At 64.8% G+C, this 18,741-nt stretch carries 15 protein-coding genes; 4 read left to right on the forward strand and 11 right to left on the reverse strand.

Going from position 1 to position 18,741, the window contains the following annotated elements:
* Positions 1 to 287: 287 nt before the first annotated feature.
* The gene (locus IVB29_RS16695) at positions 288 to 1,427 is read left to right on the forward strand and encodes an MFS transporter (protein WP_247504470.1); all 1,140 of its coding nucleotides are present in this window, start codon (positions 288 to 290) and stop codon (positions 1,425 to 1,427) included.
* A gap of 6 nt (positions 1,428 to 1,433) precedes the next feature.
* Here IVB29_RS16695 and IVB29_RS16700 read toward each other — a convergent pair whose 3' ends face one another.
* Complete coding sequence (locus tag IVB29_RS16700; protein ID WP_247504471.1) at positions 1,434 to 2,423, reverse strand: tripartite tricarboxylate transporter substrate binding protein; 990 nt, start codon at positions 2,421 to 2,423, stop codon at positions 1,434 to 1,436.
* A gap of 368 nt (positions 2,424 to 2,791) precedes the next feature.
* Between IVB29_RS16700 and IVB29_RS16705 the strand changes: the two genes are divergently transcribed.
* Positions 2,792 to 5,584 (forward strand): winged helix-turn-helix domain-containing protein, encoded by a 2,793-nt coding sequence (locus IVB29_RS16705; RefSeq protein ID WP_247504472.1) that lies wholly within the window; start codon positions 2,792 to 2,794, stop codon positions 5,582 to 5,584.
* Between the two features lie 15 nt (positions 5,585 to 5,599).
* On the opposite strand, the gene IVB29_RS16710 is transcribed toward IVB29_RS16705, so the two are convergent.
* From IVB29_RS16710 to IVB29_RS16720, 3 genes are all read right to left on the reverse strand, one after another.
* Complete coding sequence (locus tag IVB29_RS16710) at positions 5,600 to 6,538, reverse strand: aldo/keto reductase (protein ID WP_247504473.1); 939 nt, start codon at positions 6,536 to 6,538, stop codon at positions 5,600 to 5,602.
* A 94-nt stretch (positions 6,539 to 6,632) separates the two neighbouring features.
* Positions 6,633 to 8,129 carry an MDR family MFS transporter gene (locus IVB29_RS16715; protein ID WP_247504474.1) on the reverse strand — a complete coding sequence of 499 codons (1,497 nt, stop codon included), beginning with the start codon at positions 8,127 to 8,129 and terminating at the stop codon, positions 6,633 to 6,635.
* Positions 8,126 to 9,268, reverse strand: a complete 1,143-nt coding sequence (locus IVB29_RS16720; protein ID WP_247504475.1) for an HlyD family secretion protein — start codon at positions 9,266 to 9,268, stop codon at positions 8,126 to 8,128. The genes IVB29_RS16715 and IVB29_RS16720 overlap by 4 nt, the downstream gene beginning before the upstream one ends.
* A gap of 139 nt (positions 9,269 to 9,407) precedes the next feature.
* Here IVB29_RS16720 and IVB29_RS16725 point away from each other — a divergent pair, with 139 nt between their 5' ends.
* Complete coding sequence (locus IVB29_RS16725) at positions 9,408 to 10,031, forward strand: TetR/AcrR family transcriptional regulator (RefSeq protein WP_247504476.1); 624 nt, start codon at positions 9,408 to 9,410, stop codon at positions 10,029 to 10,031.
* A 64-nt stretch (positions 10,032 to 10,095) separates the two neighbouring features.
* On the opposite strand, the gene msrA is transcribed toward IVB29_RS16725, so the two are convergent.
* The 7 genes from msrA to IVB29_RS16760 form a co-directional block, all read right to left on the reverse strand.
* A complete protein-coding gene (msrA, locus tag IVB29_RS16730; protein WP_247504477.1) occupies positions 10,096 to 10,611 on the reverse strand; it encodes a peptide-methionine (S)-S-oxide reductase MsrA in 516 nt (171 codons plus the stop codon).
* Between the two features lie 18 nt (positions 10,612 to 10,629).
* On the reverse strand, positions 10,630 to 11,085 hold the full coding sequence (locus IVB29_RS16735) for a cupin domain-containing protein (protein ID WP_247504478.1): 456 nt from the start codon (positions 11,083 to 11,085) through the stop codon (positions 10,630 to 10,632).
* Positions 11,086 to 11,106: 21 nt separating this feature from the next.
* A complete protein-coding gene (locus IVB29_RS16740) occupies positions 11,107 to 11,529 on the reverse strand; it encodes an OsmC family protein (RefSeq protein ID WP_247504479.1) in 423 nt (140 codons plus the stop codon).
* A 108-nt stretch (positions 11,530 to 11,637) separates the two neighbouring features.
* Complete coding sequence (locus tag IVB29_RS16745; protein ID WP_247504480.1) at positions 11,638 to 12,486, reverse strand: enoyl-CoA hydratase/isomerase family protein; 849 nt, start codon at positions 12,484 to 12,486, stop codon at positions 11,638 to 11,640.
* 26 nt (positions 12,487 to 12,512) lie between these two features.
* Complete coding sequence (locus tag IVB29_RS16750) at positions 12,513 to 13,826, reverse strand: epoxide hydrolase family protein (RefSeq protein WP_247504481.1); 1,314 nt, start codon at positions 13,824 to 13,826, stop codon at positions 12,513 to 12,515.
* 246 nt (positions 13,827 to 14,072) lie between these two features.
* Positions 14,073 to 14,765, reverse strand: a complete 693-nt coding sequence (locus IVB29_RS16755) for a VOC family protein (protein WP_247504482.1) — start codon at positions 14,763 to 14,765, stop codon at positions 14,073 to 14,075.
* A 32-nt stretch (positions 14,766 to 14,797) separates the two neighbouring features.
* On the reverse strand, positions 14,798 to 15,466 hold the full coding sequence (locus IVB29_RS16760; protein WP_247504483.1) for a sensor histidine kinase: 669 nt from the start codon (positions 15,464 to 15,466) through the stop codon (positions 14,798 to 14,800).
* 325 nt (positions 15,467 to 15,791) lie between these two features.
* Here IVB29_RS16760 and IVB29_RS16765 point away from each other — a divergent pair, with 325 nt between their 5' ends.
* The gene (locus tag IVB29_RS16765) at positions 15,792 to 18,650 is read left to right on the forward strand and encodes a winged helix-turn-helix domain-containing protein (RefSeq protein WP_247504484.1); all 2,859 of its coding nucleotides are present in this window, start codon (positions 15,792 to 15,794) and stop codon (positions 18,648 to 18,650) included.
* Positions 18,651 to 18,741: the final 91 nt, after the last annotated feature.

Raw genomic sequence — 18,741 nt, forward strand, 5'->3', positions numbered from 1 at the left:
ACACATACGCCATTTCCGAATTTCGGTAAAGTGGAATATTTTTGCGAGGAGGGATTGACAGAGCCGCGACACAGCAAAATCCCGTAATCCGGATGGAGCGGAAGCGTATTCCGGGAAGGTGCCGACGCCGAGCGAGCGCTCCCGGATCACACTGCGCTCCATCCAGGCAACAAGGGAACAACTCAGCCCTTCATTCGTACAGCTGACGGCTCCGCCGTTCCCCGGACATAAAGTCGCGGCAATCGTCGGGCTTTTCGTCCACCCCCGCCCACGCTTCCGGAGTTCCCATGCCTTCTGCCAATCGGCCGGCGACGCGCCTTGCGACGCGGCTTGCCTTTCTCGTTGCGGGCTTCGGCATCGCGTGCTGGGCGCCGCTGGTGCCGTTCGCGAAGACACGGCTCGGCGTCGACGACGGCGTGCTCGGACTGCTGCTGCTCAGCCTCGGCATCGGCTCGGTCGTCGCAATGCTTCTGACCGGTGTGATGAGCGCGCGCTACGGCAGCAGGCCGATCATCATCGCGGGCGGGCTCGGCCTGGCGGTGGTCTTGCCACTTCTGGCGGTCGCGAGCACACCGGCAACGCTGGCTGTCGCGCTGTTCGCCTTCGGCGCCGCGCTCGGCTCCATCGACGTCGCCATGAACATCCATGCAGTGGAGGTGGAGCGCGATGCAGGGCGCCCGCTGATGTCGGGCTTCCACGCGCTCTTCAGCATAGGCGGCTTCGCCGGATCGGCCTTGATGACCGCGCTGCTCGCGCTGCAACTCGGCGCGCTCGCCTGCACGCTGATCTGCTCCGCGCTGATGCTGATCGCGATGCTGCTGACCGCACCGCGCCTGCTTTCCTCGGTGCAGGTGCAGGACGGACCGCTGTTCGTGCTTCCGCACGGCTCCGTGCTGCTGCTGGCGCTGCTCGGCGCGATCACCTTCCTTGTCGAAGGCGCCATGCTCGATTGGGGCGCGCTGCTCGTCATCGGCGCGGGCCTCGTCTCCGAGACGCAGGGCGGGATCGGCTATATCGTGTTCTCGATCGCGATGACGATCGGTCGGCTCGGCGGCGACGCCGTCGTTGCGCGCATCGGGGATCGCACGACCCTGGTCTGGGGAAGCATCATTGCGATCGCGGGTTTTGTGGTCCTGCTGACGGCTCCGGTTGCGGCGGTCGCCATCACCGGCTTCCTGCTCATCGGCCTCGGTGCGTCGAACCTCGTGCCGGTGCTGTTCCGCCGCGCAGCCAGGCAAACCGTGATGCCTACGGGGCTTGCCGTCGCGGCGATCACCACCGCGGGCTATGCCGGCGTCCTGATCGGTCCCGCAGGGGTCGGCTTCGCCGCACGTCTTGGCGGATTGCCGATGGCGTTCTGGATGCTGGCCGCGCTGATGGGCCTCGTCACGCTGTCGGCGCGCATCGTCACGCACAAGGCCGCCTGATCAGCCTCACAGATTGCTCAGCCCGATCGATTTGATCACGGGCGCCAGGCTTGCCGTCGTTGCGTCGATAATGCGCTGGAATTTATCGGGACTCGAATCGCTGTCCGGCTCGATACCCTGGGCACGATAGCTTGCCTGCAGGTCCGGATCGGCCATCGCGAGGCGCGTCGCCTGCGCGATCCGGTCGATGATCGCATCGTCGGTCTGTTTGGGCGCGAAGATGCCGAACCACCCCTCGTAGCGGAGATCGGGCAAGCCGGATTCGACCGCGGTCGGAATCTCCGGCGCGCCGCTCAGCCGCTTTTCGCTGGTGACCGCCAGCAGCCTGACCTTCCCGGCCTCGCCCAGTTGCTTCAACTGGTCGGACATCACGCCGATGACGAGCGAAATCTGGCCACCAGCGAGATCATTGGTCGCCTGCGAAATGCCCCGATACGGCACGTGAACCATGTCCAGCGCGCCGGCCTGCTGCTTGAAGGATTCGCCGACCAGATGATTTCCGGTGCCGATGCCGGGCGTCCCGTAAGACAGCTTTCCCGGATTGGTCTTCGCGTAGGCGATCAGTTCGCGCAAATCCTTGGCAGGCACCGACGGATGGACCGCGAAAACCAGGGCCGTGCTGATCAGGCGGTAGATGGCGCGAAAATCGCCAACGGAATAACCGGGATTTTTCGAGGTCAGGGGAATGATGACCTGCGTGCTGCCGTTGCCGAGCAGCAGCGAGTAGCCGTCAGGCTCCTCGCGCGCGACCGTGGCAGCTCCGATCGCGCCGCCCGCACCGCCGATATATTCGACGAAGGTCGGTCCGAGCAGCGACGACATCTTGTCCACCCAGGGACGCCCGATCTGGTCGCCTGCTCCGCCGGCTCCGTACGGAAGCACCAGGCGAATGGGACGGGACGGATAGTCTGCGGCTTGTCCGCTGCGCGGCACGGCCGCCAGCGCCGCTGCGCCCGATAGGGCATGGACAAATCGTCGCCGCGAGAAGGAAGGCATGTCACAATTCCGGAAGTCACTAGTCATTGTCGAGGTGGGACCGGCTCCCGGATCGTCCGATCGCAGCAATTCGCGACCGCCGTCAATGCTCCGTCCGGGTAAGAGCCCAGGCACCACCGCTACGACAGGCACCTAAGCCGTTCCTTTTCCAACGTTATTTCAACGAACCAATCGACCCAAGCTGTCTACGCAGGGCTGCCAGACCTGCCCACTCCTTTCGGCCAGTTTACTGTACGCCTCGTTCTGATAGACCAGAAAGTAATACTTTTTGACTCCCGTCGAGGGGGCAACGGCGCGTGCCAGCTCAAAATAACGAAGACTTGGCCGTTTCATTTGGGCCATTTCGACTGTTTCCAAAGTCCCGGCTCTTGGAGAAGGACGGAGCGCCGCTTCATGTCGGCGGCCGTGCGCTCGATATTCTCATCTTCCTGGCCGAGCGTCCTGGGGAAGTCGTCGACAAGCGAGAGCTGGTCAAGCGCATCTGGGCCGACGTCAATGTCGACGAGGGCAGTCTCCGCTTCCACGTCGCGGCGCTGCGCAAGGCACTCGGCGATACCGGCAAGTCGGCCCGTTATGTCGTCAACGTCCCCGGCCGCGGCTATTGCTTCGTCGCCTCGCTGGCCCACGTGGCCTCGTCGGTCGCGCAGCCCGCGCCTGTTACCGTCGATATCGCGCCGCTTCGCTCCCTCCCCATTCAGCTCGCGAAGATGGTCGGACGCGACGAGGTCATCGAAAAGATCTCGAACGGACTGTCGCTCCATCGCTTCATGACCGTGGTCGGCCCGGGCGGCATCGGCAAAACCGCGGTCGCCGTTACCGTCGGGCATCGCCGCTCGGCGGATTTCGGCGGGCGCGCCTTCTTTGTCGATTTCGGTCCGCTCCGGGATTCCAGCCATATCGCAACGACCATCGCCTCGGCGCTGGGACTGACCATCAGCGCGGAGGATCCGACGCCGGCGCTGCTGACGTTCCTGAAGGCCGGCCCCACTTTGCTGATCTTCGACAGTTGCGAGCATGTGCTGGATGCGTTGGCCCCGCTGGTCGAGCGCTTCGTTAGCGAAGCGCCGCTGCTTCGCGTTCTCGCGACCAGCCGCGAATCGTTCCGGAGCGAAGGCGAGCGCATCTTCCGGCTCTTCCCGCTGGATTGTCCGCCGGAGCGCGAGGATTTGAGCGTCACGGACGTGCTCACCTACCCCGCGGCCCAGCTCTTCGTCGAGCGTATCGCGCAGAGCTCGGGTCCGTTCCAGCTCAGCGCGGAGGAGGCCCCGCTGGTCGCGAGCATCTGCCGGCGGCTCGACGGCATCGCGCTCGCGATCGAGCTCGCGGCGGGCCGCGTCAATGCCTACGGAATCGCAGGCACGGCCTCCCTGCTCGACAGCCGCTTTTCGCTGCAATGGCGCGGACGGCGCACCGCCGTGCCGCGGCACCAGACGCTCGCCGCAGCCCTCGACTGGAGCTACGATCTCCTGCCTCCGGCCGAGAGTGCCACCTTGCGGCGGTTGTCCGTCTTTGCCGGCCCGTTCGCGCCGGAGGCCGCTGCCACGGTTGCCGCAGGCGACGGCCTGAGCGTTTCGGAAACCCTCGAGGCGATCGACAGCCTGGTCACCAAATCGCTGATCTCGCCGTCGGGCTCGCGGACGCTGCGCTATCGGCTGCTCGACACCACGCGCACCTACGCGCATGGCAAACTCAACGAGCTCGGTGAAACCAGGCAGGTCGCGCGACGCCATGCCGAACATTTCCGTGATTTCTTCGCGCGCGCCGAGGCCGACACATCGACACCACTGCCGGAATGGCTCGGCATCTACGGCGCGGAGCTGGACAATGTGCGCACGGCGCTGGACTGGGCCTTCGCGCCGGACGGGGACACCACGCTGGGAATTGCGCTGACGGCGGCCGCGGTCACGCTGTGGGTGCGTCTTTCGCTGTTCGCCGAATGCCGCGAGCGCGCCCGAACGGCCCTCGCGGCGCTCGGAGACACCGGCGACGACCGCATCCGCATGCAGTTGCTGTCGGCGCTCGGCTGGTCGCTGATGTATGGCGAGGGCCGCGCGCGCGAGGCGCGCCCGATCCTCGAGACCACGCTCGAACTCGCCGACAGGCTCGACGACAAGGATTTCCGCCTGCGCGCGCTGTGGGGCCTGTGCATCGACCAGTTCAACAATGGACAGTTCGGCAAGGCACGCGCGCTGGCCGATCGTTTTGCGAACGCGGCGGCGAACTCGCCCGACAGGACCGATCCCATGCTGGCCGACCGGCTGATGGCCGTCGCGCTGCATTATCTCGGCGACCAGAACGATGCGCGGCTGCGGATCGACCGGGTGAACGCTTCGCTGCATGTGCTGGCGGAGAAGCCAAAAATCTTCCCGCTCGACCTGAGAATATCCACGCAATATTTCCGGGCCCGCATCCTGTGGCTACAGGGTCTCGCCGACCAAGCCCAGGCGCTCGCGGCCAGAAACATCGAGGAAGGCCGAGCCAACGGCCACGCGTTGACCTTCTGCAGCGTGCTGGGACAGGCCGCCTGCCCAATCGCATTCTGGTCTGGCGATTTCGACGCCGCCGATCGCCACGGCACCGAGCTGCTGGAACACACCGAGCGCCACGCCATCCGGCTGTGGGGCCTATGGGCGCGGGCATTCAACGCGGCAGTCATGGTCAAGCGCGGCGACGTCGCCTCCGGCCTGCCGCTTCTCCGCGAAGAGCTCAATCGCGCCGGCGATGCGCGCTTCCTGCCGCGTTTTCTCCCGCTGCTCGGCGAGCTCGCCGCATGTTCCGGCGAGGCTGATCAGGTCGACCGCGGCCTCGACGTGATCGAGGACGTCCTGACCCGCTGCAACGACCGGCAGGAGCTGTGGTATCTGCCGGAATTGATCCGCATCAAGGGCGAGCTGATGCTCCGGAGCACGCGGCATGCAGGCGATGCCGAAGCGCGCTTTCGCGAGGCCATGGACATCGCCGCCCAGCAAGGCGCCCGCTTCTGGGAGCTGCGCTGCGCGACCAGTCTCGCGCGGTCTATCATCGGTGTGGGCCGGAGCGCGGACGCTCTGGCCATTCTCGATCACGCGTGCGGGTCGTTCACCGAAGGCGCAGACATCGCCGACATGCGCATCGCGCGCAATCTGATCGCGCAGTTGCGGCCTGACCGTACGTCAGCATAATCATGTCAGCACAAATCAGCCGACCCGGGGAATAAATCCGGGTACGCCGGTCTTCACCACCGTATTGAACCGGACGCTCGTCGTGATCTTCTCCCGCATCTCCCGCATGGCCTCCTCGGGCAGGGCCGAGATGTCGAAATTCTCCTGGATGCGTCGAGGATTGGTCGATGTCGTCAGGAAGGCCGTGCCGCGCTGGACCGCCCAGGCCAGGGCAATTTGAGCTGGTGTCTTGTGCAGGCGCTGCGCGATGGCGGTGATCACCGGGTCGGCCAGGAGGTTCGGCTCCATGGCGTGTCCCAACGCTGCAAACGCCTGCAAGACAATTCCATGCTCTCGACAGAAATCGAGCAGGTCCCATTCGGGAAGATACGGATGCGATTCGACCTGCACCATGGCAGGCCTGATCCGCGCAACCGCAACGATCTCCCGCAGCTTCTCCAAGGTGATGTCCGACAGGCCGATCGACTTGCAGTGCCCCTCGTCGACGAGGCGCTCCATCGCCTGCCATGTCTCCACCAACGTAACTCCTGAATCATAGATCACCTGACCGCGCTCGTCCCTGGGGTCCTGCTCGTCGCCGGGTCGAAATGCAAAGGGCGTATGGATGATGTAGCAGTCGATATCGTCGAGTTGCAGCCGCCGGCGACTGGCGTCGAAGGCAGGCTTGACCCGCTCCGGCCGATGATTGGTGTTCCACAGCTTCGTCGTCGCGAAAAGGTCCTGGCGCCGAAGCGTCCCCGCCTTGAACGCCTCTTGCAGAGCATCACCGACCGCCGCTTCGTTGCGGTAACGCTCCGCGCAATCGAGATGTCGAAATCCCGCCTCCAATGCAGCCTTGGTTGCCTGCTTGGTCACGAGTGGATCCGGAATAAGTGTCCCAAACCCCACGGCGGGGATCGTCCCGGACGCATGAGTGGAGATCCTCGTATCACGAAGCGCATCGGACGTAGACATGCTCATACTCCTTTGTTTGTCCTCGGCTCCCGCACAAATGCGGGACGAAGGGGTCGAAATTGATGGGGCGACGGCATTTCAAGAATTCAACACGTCAACCGGCAGGCCGCGGCTTGCGGAGAAAAAACACGAGCGGGATCACGACGAGCATGGCGAACATCAATATCTCGAACTGGTCGATGACCGCGACGGTGGCCGCCTGGCGCGTGACCATCCCGTTGAGGGCGGCAAGGCCCGGCTTCCCGATCGGGCCTGCGACGTGCGCGGCCACGCGGTACGGCGTGAGGTTCTTGACGAGAGCGAGGTGCACGGCCTGAGTGTTGGCATAAAAGAACAGTTGGACCACCGCGATGCCGATGGTGCTGCCATAGAGACGCGACAGGTTGATCAGCGCACTGCCTTCCGGGCGGAGCTTCGGATCGAGCGTGCCGAACGCAACCCTGGCAAGCGCCGGCAACAACATGCCGAGACCAGCCCCCTGGAGCAGGCCAGCCTCCACCACCGGCCGCCAATCCATCGCCGGTGAATAGCCGAGCATCAGCCAATTGGCATAGACCACCAGCGCCATTCCACCCATCAGGAACGGCCGATAGTCGACCTGCGACGGGACCAGGCTCGTCAGCACCAACGCTCCCACCAGCGCCAAGCCGCGCGGAATGGTCATGTAGCCGGTGGTGTCGACCGGATAGTTGAGCAACTCCTCCAGCATCGGCGACGTCAACGCCAACGTCGGCAGCAGGACGAAGCCGAGCGCGAAGGAGATGACGGTCGAGAGGACGAGATTGCGATCCCTGAACAGCGCCGTGCGAAGAAAGTGCTCCTTCTTCGTCAGAACGTGGACGATGAACAGATAGAAGCCCAGGACCGAGGCGATCGCTTCGACCCAGATCTCCGTCGAAGCGAACCATTCGAGACGCTCGCCGCGATCAAGCAGCATCTGCAGTCCGATCATGCCGACCGAGAAGGCCGTCAGGCCGAAGAAGTCGAAGGACTTGCTTCGTTCCGCCCGCTTCTCGCTCAACAGTGCGGCCATCGCCAGGAAGATGAATGCCGTCATCGGCAGGCTGACATGGAAGATCGACGGCCAGCCGTAATATTCGCTGAGCCAGCCGCCGATAGCGGGGCCAGTGCTGATGCCGAGCAGGGAACACACGGTCCACGCCAGGCTCATGCGCGCATGCCGCGCCGGCGGCGTCACCTCGAGCAGGATCGCCAGCGAGAGCGGCGCGAGCGGTCCGCTCGCCGCGCCCTGGAGAATCCTGGCCAGCACAAACTGGATCGATGTCGTCGCCAGCGTGTCGAACACGAGACCGAGCGCGAAGATGGCGAGGGCCGCCTGATAGACAACCTTCCGGCCATAGCGTCCCGCGAGCCATTGCGTGACCGACATCGTCACGGCGCTTGCCGCGATATAGGATGAGAACACCCAGCCGACCTCGTCATTGGCCATCGAGAGCGTCGCCTGGATGTGCGGCAGTGCGGCGTTCGGCACGGAGATGTTTATAGCTTGCATATAGGTCGCCAGCAGCGCCGCCACGGAGATCGCGTGGTGACCGCGGGCCGCAGCGGTCGATGGGAGGGGCGTACTCATTTTCCCTCCGTCGCGAGCGCGGGTTGGAGCAAATGCAGCCAGCCGCGGCGATGGCCGGTGTCGACGCGCGCCGTCACACTGATGCCGGAGAATAGCGGCCGGGTCGGATCGCGATCGTCGAGCTCGAGGCGCACCGGCAGCCGCTGCACGACCTTGACCCAGTTTCCGGTCGCATTCTCCGGCGGCAGCAGCGAAAAGTCCGCCCCGGTGCCGGGACTCATGCTGACGATATGCGCCTTGAACTTGCGATCCGGATAGGCGTCGACGTCGATCGTCGCCTGCTGGCCCGGCTGCATATGGGTCAGGCCGGTCTCGCGAAAATTCGCCTCGATCCAGACGTCCCGGCTCGACATCAACGAGAACGTCGCCGTCCCCGCATTGACGAAGCCGCCGATCTGCAAATCGTCGACCTTGGTCACGATACCGTCGTCGGGCGCCCTCACCGTGGCATAGGAGAGATCGAGCCGTGCACGGTCGAGCTGCGCCCTCGCCGCACGGACCGTCGGATGGCGATCGACGTCGAGATCGGGATCGCCGTTGAGGGCAATGACCGTGTTGGCGATCTGCTGCTCGATCGACGCCGCGCGATGGCGGGCGACCTTCATATCCGTCTCGGCCCGCTCATAGACTGCGCGCGGCGTGAAGTCGGAGGCGACCAGCATCTTCTTGCGGTCAAACTCGCGCTCGTCGAACGAGGCCGAGTCCTTCGCCGATTGCAGTTCCGCCTGCTGCTGGCGATGGGTCGCCTTGAGGGACTCGATCTGGAGCCGCGCGCTCCCGAGCCGCGCCTCGGCCTGATCGACCGCGATCTGGTACGGCTCCGGGTCGATTCGAAACAGCACCTGGCCCTGCCGCACGCGCTCGTTGTCGCGCACGGCGATCTCGATCGCCTGGCCGGACACCCGCGCGTTGATGGTCACTTTCGCGGCACGCACGAACGCGTCGTCGGTCGAGACATATTGTTCCTGCGCCAGATACATGAAGGCGCCGACCAAGGCAGCAGCGGCCGGCACCGCGAGCATCAGGGGCCGGCGCAGCCGCCTCGCAAAATCGGCTCCGAACAGCGGCGCAGCAGCCTCGCTCCCGCGAAAGCTGCGATCGCCCAACCAGCCGGCGATTGGCGCAAGGTTCAAACCCATCGTCCTCGTCCTTATCTCATTTACTAACGTTCGTTACAAATATTGCACTCCGATGCGGCGATCAAGGTGCCGGCTATTGATTTTTATAACGACCCATACAAATATATGTGCGAAACATGGCAATCAGGATTGTGGCGACATGGCTCGGAAGAACAGCGAGACGGGTTCGGCGCGCCGCGGACGGCCGCCCGCCTACGACGCAGAGACGGCCCTCAAACGGGCCACGGAGACGTTCTGGCGGGCCGGCTATTCCGGCACATCCCTGGACAAGGTCGCCGCCGCGACCGGCATGAGCCCACCGAGCCTCTACGCGGTGTTCGGCAACAAGCACGCGCTCTATCTCGAAGCGCTCGCGCGCTATTGGGAAATGAGCCTTGCCGCCACGCGAGAGGCTCTCGCGGGCGACCATCCCCTGGACCAGGCGCTGATGCTGGCCTATGAGGCCGCACTGTCCATCTATTTCTCCGGCAAGGGACATGCGCGCGGCTGCTTTGTGGTCGGGACCGCGGTGACCGAAGTCGCGGAAGATGCGGCAATCCGGAAAAGCGTTGCAACGGGGCTTCGGGCGATTGACGCCGATTTCGAGGCGCGCTTCCGCCGCGCACAAGACAAGGGCGAGCTGAAGCCCGATGCCGATCCCGCGACACTCGCGATCCTCGCCTCGGCCACGATGCATACCATCGCGATCCGCGCCCGCGCCGGCGCTTCCCGTGCCGACCTCAGCGCAATTGCCCGCAAAGCGGTGAAAGTGATCTGCGGATGACGGTGAGATCGATGATCTCGCAGAGGGTCGATCATCGCTCTCCCCGCCACCGCGCAGCGCGGGTCTAGCCTCCCACAGCCGTCGCGCGCCGCGGCAGCTTCCAGTCGGGCCGGATGAAGTGGCAGGTGTAGCCGTCCGGATAGCGTTCGAGATAATCCTGATGCTCCGGCTCGGCCTCCCAGAACTCAGTTGAAGGCGCCACCTCGGTCACCACCTTGCCGGGCCACAGGCCGGAGGCCTCGACGTCGGCGATGGTGTCTTCGGCGACCCTCTTCTGCTCGTCGTTGGTATAGAAAATCGCGGAGCGATAGCTGGTGCCCCGGTCATTGCCCTGCCGATTGAGCGTGGTCGGATCGTGGATCTGGAAGAAGAACTCCAGCATGGTCCGGAAGCTCGTCTTATCGGGATTGAAGACGATCTCGATGGCCTCGGCGTGGCCCTCATGGTTGCGGTAGGTTGCGTTCTTCACCGCGCCGCCGGTGTAACCGACGCGGGTGGAGATCACGCCTGGCTGCTTGCGGATCAGATCCTCCATGCCCCAGAAACAGCCTCCGGCCAACACTGCGCGTTCCGTCGTCATGTGATGTGCTCCATGTGATCAGTCGAGATGCCCGCCGCCCTGCGGCGCAGCTGCATTGAGGCGCGGGTCATCATGATCGTCGCGATAGTCTAGGCCAAGAGGCCCGATCGCGGAAACCTGTGTGACGTATTCGCCTGATTTCGCCCAGTGAAAATGCCAGGTCTCCCCGGGCAGCACGATCACGCTGCCCGGCGGATAGGCCTTGACCTTGTCGCCATCAAAACTCTCGCCGAGCCCGATATAGAACACGCCGGACATGACCGTGTAAATTCGGTCCTCCGGATGCTTGTGCGGCATCAACCTGGTGCCGCCGGGCAACTTCACCCGGACCACGTAAGGTCCGGGCTCACTGGGATGACCGACCATCACGGCGAGCCGCGCGCCCGGCGGGAAAGCAGGGAACGGCTGCCATGCGATGTCGTCGGGCAAAATCGCCCGGAACCTGTCTTCATCCGGCTGATGTTGGCGAGGCATGGTACCGCTCCCTGCGTTTGATCAGGTCAATTTGGCGTCGAGCGTGATCGCGGCGTTGAGCACCTTCGACACCGGACAGTTCTTCTCGGCCTCGCCGGCGATCTTGGCGAAACCAGCGTCGTCGAGATTCGGCACCTTGGCGCGCAGGGTGAGCGCCGACTTGCTGATCTTGAAGCCCTTGCCTTCCGGCTCGAGGGTCACAGCGGCCTCCGTCGAGAGTTCGTCCGGCGTGAAACCTGCCATCTGAAGGCCGAAGGCCAGCGCCATGGTAAAGCAGCCGGCATGGGCCGCCGCGATCAACTCCTCGGGATTGGTGCCCTTCTCGTTCTCGAAGCGGGTCTTGAACGAATAGGGCGTGTCAGCGAGCACGCCGGATTCGCTCGAAATACGGCCAGTGCCATCGCGGCCGGTGCCCTTCCAGACTGCTGTTGCCTTGCGGATCATCCTGGTTCTCCTTGTTTGTTTCAGCACCGGCGCTCGGTACCGAAGGAAAGCGACATTGGCACGACCACCTGTCACCATTCCAACCGGCCGGACGCCGCAGCAGTTCCGTTAGATGCCAACCTGTCCAACGTGGAAGCCGAGCCGGTTCTCGACATCGCCTGAGCGGTGGAAGCCGCGCGCCATCAGCGCCTTGATCCGGGTCTGGGCGGCGGGACGGCCGAGCGCGGCCAGAAACGCGTCCCACTCCGGCTTGATCTCGTCATCCGGAGGCAGGCTCGCGACATCGACGAGGCGCTTGGTCTCGGCGATGGCCTGTTTGTCGAACGAGGCGATGCGCATCGCGAGCGCCTCGACGAAGCCGTCGAGCTCCGCATCCGGCAACGAGCGGTTCACATAGCCGTAACGCTCAGCAAGATCGCCGTGGACGTCGTCGGCGCCGAGCAGCACTTCGAGTGCGCGGCCGCGACCCATCAGGCGCGGCAACCGCGCCATCGGCCCGCCGCCGGGCACGAGGCCCGCGCCGACTTCCCATTGCGACAGGATCGCCTTCTCACGGCTTGCGAAACGCATGTCGCTCGCAAGCGCAAGCTCGCTGCCGACGCCGGTCGCACGGCCCCGGATCGAAGCGATGGAAACAACAGGCGCGCGGCTGAGCCGCACCAGCATGTCGGGGAGCGCCTGGAGTCCGGTCGGTCCGGGCGGGACTTTCAGCGAGTCCTCCAGCGGCGCGAGGAAATCGTAATGAGTGATGAAGAAGCCTTCGACGGCGCTGTCGAATACCACAACCTTCACGTCCGGATCGGTCTCGATCTGATTGACGATGTCGTTGAGCTGCGGAAGATGCTTCGGGCCGAAGATGTTGACCGGGGGCATGTCGAAGGTGACACGCCAGTAAGACGGCAGGCGACGCTCCAGGTGAATGTCTTCGGTGGTAAAGGTGCGTTCGGGGCGATTCATGATTTGGCTCCTGATGTGTATTGGTTTCAGATCGACTGGCGCAGCGGGCGAAACGCGGTGCGCATTTCCGCGGAGAACAGCCCGGGCTGTTCCCAGGCCGCGAAATGGCCGCCCTTGTCGAGGCGGTTGTAGTGCATCAGCCTGGGATAGGCCTTTTCGGTCCAGCTGCGCGGCGCGGCGTAGATCTCGTCGGGGAAGACGCTGACGGCGACCGGGATCTTGATGTTCTTGGGCTCGAAGAACACCAGCTTGTTCTCCCAGTACAGCCGCGCTGACGAGACCGCGGTGTTGGTGAGCCAATAGAGCGCGATGTTGTCGATCACATCGTCGCGCGACAAGCCTTCGGTCTTACCGTCGAACACCCGCGCGATCATCGCGGCGCTGCGCGCGTCGTGATCGAGCATCCAGGACGCGAGACCTGCCGGCGAGTCCACGAGGCCATAAAGCGTCTGCGGCCGGTTCGACATCTCGATCGCATAACCGAGACCGTGCTTGTAGAAGTCGTCGAGCTGGTCGTAAGCAATGCGCTCGTCGGCCGAGAGGTTCGATGGGCGCGTCCCGCCGGGCTGAAGTGCCTTGGCGATGTCATCGGGGACGGTTGCGGGCATATTGGTGTGAATGCCGAGCAATTCCGGCGGCGCGATCACCGCCATCTGTTCCGTGACAGCATTGCCCCAATCTCCGCCTTGCGCGACGTAGCGATTGTAGCCGAGCCGCTTCATCAGCACGATCCAGGCGCGCGCGATGCGCTGGGGATCCCAGCCGAGCGATGTCGGCTTGCCGGAGAAGCCGTGGCCCGGAAGCGACGGGATCACCAGGTCGAACGCATCGGCGGCTTTGGCGCCGTGCGCGGCCGGATCGGTGAGCGGGCCGACGATCTTCATCTGCTCGATGACCGAGCCGGGCCAGCCATGCGTGACGATCATCGGGAGTGCGTTCTCGTGACGGGAGCGCACGTGGATGAAGTGGATGTCGACGCCGTCGATCTCGGTGACGAATTGCGGCAAGCTATTCAGCCGCGCCTCGATCTTGCGCCAGTCATAGTCGTTCTGCCAATAGCGCACGAGTTGCTGCACCGTCGTGAGCTGCACGCCCTGCGACTGGTCGGCGACGATCTCGCGATCCGGCCAGCGCGTCGCCGCGAGGCGCCGACGGAGATCGAGCAGATCCTCCTCGGGCACGTTGACATGGAACGGGCGGATCGCGCCGCTCGCAGCCGCCTTTGCCGGACGCAGCGGCAGCAGGCTCGCGACGCTGGCGGCAACCGCCGTCATCGCGGCCTGGCTCAGCAACTGACGGCGGTCGGGGTTGAGAATGTCGGTGCGAGCTTGCGTGGTCATGTTGGATCTCCCTTGCTCTGGTCGGTGGTGTTCACCGAATTCGAAATCGAGATGTCGGTTCGTCGTGCAAGGAGATTGGCGCAGGCGCTTTCGATTTGCTCGTTATGGCTTGTTAGACCGCGTTAGCCGTTGCGAGCCTGCGCGGTTGCGGCAAACGGCCGATGCTCTCGCGACGCGCGCGATACGACGCAAAACGGCGCGCGAGGACCAAATCATCGCGCGCCGTAATCGGAGAATGCCGCAACTTCAGGACGGCAGAGGTTGACCGGCCTGCTCGCGCACGATGTAGTCGGCGTACCAGTCGGCCCAATTCTCGTCGTGACCGCCGGTCCGCTTCTCGTGTTCGCCATGCGCTACCGCCGCGCGGCGCAGGGCCGCGGCGAGATCCGCCGTCGAAGCGAAATTCGTACCGTCGGCCGCGATGCGTCCGGGCAATCGTGTGGTGATTTCCTGGAAGAGCCAGCCATTTCCGTCGGGATCGCTGAACGAAGCGAATGAGCTATAGCTGCCGCGCTTGGGATCAGCACCGCTCAGGCGAACGCTGCCGAACAGATATGGCTCGTCGGGTCCGGCGTGAACATCGCCGGCGCCGTGGAAGGGTTCGCTCACCTCGATGCCGCGGTCGAGCAGGTCTTTCCTTGCGGCCTCGATATCGGAGACGATCAAATACAGGCCGCGCGCCGAGCCGGGCGCTGCGGCCGTGACGTTACTGCCGAAGATCACCGAGCAGGCCGAGCCCGGCGGCGTGAACTGGATCACGCGCCAACCGTCACCCGCGGCGAAATCGGCGTCCAACCGCCAGCCGAGGCGCGCATAGAACGCCTTGGCGCGGTCGACATCGGACACGGGTATCACGACGATTTCGAGCTTCATATCTACGCTACGCGATGTCGAGGGCTTGGCCGCCGCGGCGCCGCGGTCGATCTCGAGTGTAGCCATGTCGAACTCCCGGATTTGAGTTGGGACGATTGTCACGCAGCGGACGGCATCACGATGGTCACCCGCGTGCCGCCCTGCCCCGCCTCGCCATGCAGCCGTGCGTCGATGCTGCGTGCGAGCCCTTCGAGGATGCGGCTGCCGGTGCCCTGAAGCGGCGCGGTCGCGCCGATCCCGTTGTCGGCCACCGTGCAGACCCAGACGCCGTCGCGGCGCGCGACGTCGATCCGGATCAGCGCGCCGTTCTTGTTTGGGAAGGCGTGCTTTGCCGCGTTCGTGACGAGCTCCGTCAGCATCAGCGCGAGCCGATGGCATTGTGATGCCGGCAGCGTGCCGCTCTCGATTGCGGCCTCGCAGCGGATTCCCGCCGGCTCCAGTACGGCTTCGGAGATCGCGCCGCACAGATTTTCGAAGAAGGCCTCGACGGAGACCATCGAGGGTTCGTCGTTATCGGACAGGAGCTGATAAAGCCTGCCGAAGGCAACGAGGCGCCGCTCGAACCGGTCTACCGCCAACGAGACGTCTTTGGTGCCTGCGCGCGTGAAGTCGCGGCGAACTGACGCACCTAGCAGCGTCAGCGTGTTCTTCATGCGGTGGTGGGACTCCCGCAGCACGAGCTCCCAATCACGGGACTGATCGTCAAGACTGCCGACGAATTGAGAGCGAACGGCACTGCCGTCCGGCATCGAGCCAAGAGCGGACATGATAGCCTCCCCGTTGGAATAGGACCTAACTCGGCAGCATAGTGGATGCGTCGCGCGCGTTTTGCTCGTTAGACGTTGCAAGATTCTGTTATGATCGGCGGCCTCACAGCCAAGCGTCAAAGACTGTCGCCGCGACGGTCAAGCCCACTGCCGGATTGTCTCAATGGCGTCGTAAACTGTTCGCGTTTAAGCGAAATTTGCGACGACTATTCTCAATGCGTGCAGCAACCACCACGCGATTTCGCCACTTTCGACCAGTTTACTGACGACCTCGTTCTGCTAGACAAAAGTGCGGACATCAGCCCTTTCACTGGAGCCATAGGCCGTGCCGGACACTAGCGACCAGGATTCGGCGATCTCCTTCGGGCCATTCCGGCTGCTTCCAAGGTCGCGCCTGATCGAGAAGGACGGCGTCCCGCTTCATCTCGGCGGCCGCGCGCTCGACATCCTGATTTTTCTCGCCGAGCGCGCGGGCGAGGTCGTGGACAAGCGGGAGTTGATCAAACGGGTCTGGTCCGACGTGACCGTCGACGAAGGCAGCCTGCGCTTCCACATCACGACACTGCGCAAGGCCTTGAGCGATAAGGCCTTGGGCGATGCCGGGGAAGGCTCGCGCTACGTCGTCAACGTTCCCGGGCGCGGCTATTGTTTCACCGCCCCGCTGCTCCGCCCAGCACCGCCGGAAAGCCGGGCCAGCCTGCCTGCCGCTTCGCCCCATTCGCTGCCGTCGCCGCTTGCAAGGATGATCGGGCGGGATGATGCCGTCGAGAAGATTTCCGCCGAGCTCGGCCTGCATCGCTTCGTCACAATCGTCGGCCCCGGCGGGATCGGCAAGACCTCGGTCGCACTCGCCGTCGCGCACCGCGAGCTAGAGGCCTTCGGCGGCCAGGTGTGCTTCGTCGATTTCGGCGCGCTGACGGATGCCCGGCTCGTTCCTGGAACGATTGCGGCCGCGCTCGGCCTGACCGTCAATTCCGACGACCCGATGCCGGGCCTGCTGACGTTCCTGCGCAACCGGCGGACGCTGCTGGTGTTCGACAGCTGCGAGCACATCATCGACGAACTCGCCCCCCTGGCCGAGCGCATCGTCCACGAGGCAACCGAGCTGCACATCCTCGCCACCAGCCGCGAATCCTTTCGCACCGAGGGTGAACGCGTCCACCGGCTGTTTCCGCTGGATTGCCCGCCGGAGCGCGACGGGCTCGGCATCGCCGATATCCTTGCCTATCCCGCAAGCCAGCTCTTCGTGGAACGCATTGCCGAGAGCCTGAGCGAGTTCGAGCTGAGCGAGGAGGATGCGCCGCTCGTCGCCGAGATCTGCCGGCGGCTGGACGGCATCGCGCTCGCGATCGAGCTCGCGGCCGGACGCGTCAATGCCTATGGCATTGCAGGGACCGCCTCGCTGCTCGACAGCCGCTTCTCGCTGCTGTGGCGGGGACGGCGCACCGCGATCCCGCGGCACCAGACCCTGGGCGCGGCGCTCGCCTGGAGTTACGATTTGCTGCCGGCCGCCGAAAGCGCGACGCTGCGCGGATTGTCGGTGTTCGTCGGGCCGTTCACGCTGGAGGCCGCGCTTGCCGTCGCAGCCTGCCAGGGCATCGGCGAGCCCGAAGCGGTCGAGGCAATCTCGAACCTGCTCTCGAAATCCCTGATCGCGACCTCGCCTGCGGAACGGCGGCTGCGCTATCGCCTGCTCGACACCACCCGCGCCTTCGTCGGCGACAAGCTCGTCGAGAACGGGGAAGCGACCGGCGCCGCGCGTGCGCACGCCGAATATTTCCGCGATTTCCTGCACGACATCGCGCTCAAATCCTCGGGACTGCAGAGCGCGGGCGGCTTTCTCCCCTATGCCGACCACCTTCCCAACGTGCGGGCCGCGCTGACCTGGAGCTTCTCGGACGGCGGCGACCGGACGATCGGCGTGGATCTGGCGGCTTCAGCCGCCCAGTTCTTCCTCGAGCTGACATTGCTGACGGAGTGTTTTCGCTGGACGCAGCAGGCGCTGACCGCTTCCCGCGCGAACACATTGGACAGCCGCCAGGAGATGATTCTTCAGGCCGCACTCGGCGTCTCCGTGATGTTCACGCAAGGTAATACCGAGGCGGTTCGCTCGGCCTTCACGCGCAGTCTCCAGCTTGCGCAGGGGCTCGAAGACCTGCACTGGCAGCTCTGGCTGCTGCGCGGCCTGCACATCTACCTGACCAGGGTCGGCGATTTCCACGGCGCGCTCGGGACCGGCGAGCAGGGCGAGCGCGTTGCGCGCAAGCTGAACGATCCGGCCGCCGCACTGAACGTGGAATGGATGCTGGGCGTCGCGCATCATCTGATCGGCAACCAGGACAAGGCCGTGCAGTTCTGCCAGAGCGCGATGGTGCACAATCCCGGCTCGCAGCGGCTGAACATCGGCCATCTCGGCTATGACGACCGCATCGTCGCGCTGGTGGCGCTGGCGCGCGGGCTCTGGCTCGCCGGCCGGCCCGATCGCGCCGTTGAAGCCGCCAAATACACGGTGCGCGAGGCCGAGCTGCTCGAACAGCCGCTCACGCTCGGCATCGCCCTGATCTGGACTATCTACGTGTTCCTCTGGGTCGGCGACCTTGCCAATGCCGAAATCCTGATCGAGCGGCTGATCGATCATTCCGCGCGCCACTTCCTCGGCCCCTATCACGCCGTCGGCATCGGCCAGAAAGGCGAGCTGCTGCTGCGCCGCGGCGACGTGGCCGGCGGCATCGAGCATCTTCGCCGCAGCCAGGCGACGCTATACGCCACGCGGCACCGGATCATGACGACGGTGTTTGCCAGCGCGCTCGCGGAGGGCCTCGCTTCCCAGAACCAGCCGGACGAGGCCTTGCGGACGATCGACGAGGCCATTGCCCAGATCCCGGATCACGGCGAATCCTTCGACATGCCGGAGATGCTCCGGATCAAGGGCGACATCCTGGCACGATCGGGCAATGCGGCGGAGGCCGAGCATTGCCTGCAGAAATCGCTCGATCTGTCGCGGCGGCAATGCGCGCTCGGCTGGGAGCTGCGGGCAGCGATCAGCCTCGGCCATCTCTGGCGCCAGACCGGAAAAGCCGGCGAGGCCCGCGACCTGCTCGCCCCCCTCGTCGGGCGCTATCAGGAGGGACTCCAGAGCCGCGATCTCGTGATCTCCCGGGAGCTCCTGGTCGCACTGAATTAACAGTATCTTCAACGGGATACCGCCTTCCAATCCGCTCGCAACTCCTAACAACTTCTAACATGCCAAGCCGCATCCGCCCCGCCATGGTGCT

It is taken from the genome of Bradyrhizobium sp. 1 (assembly GCF_023073315.1).
Lineage (GTDB): Bacteria > Pseudomonadota > Alphaproteobacteria > Rhizobiales > Xanthobacteraceae > Bradyrhizobium.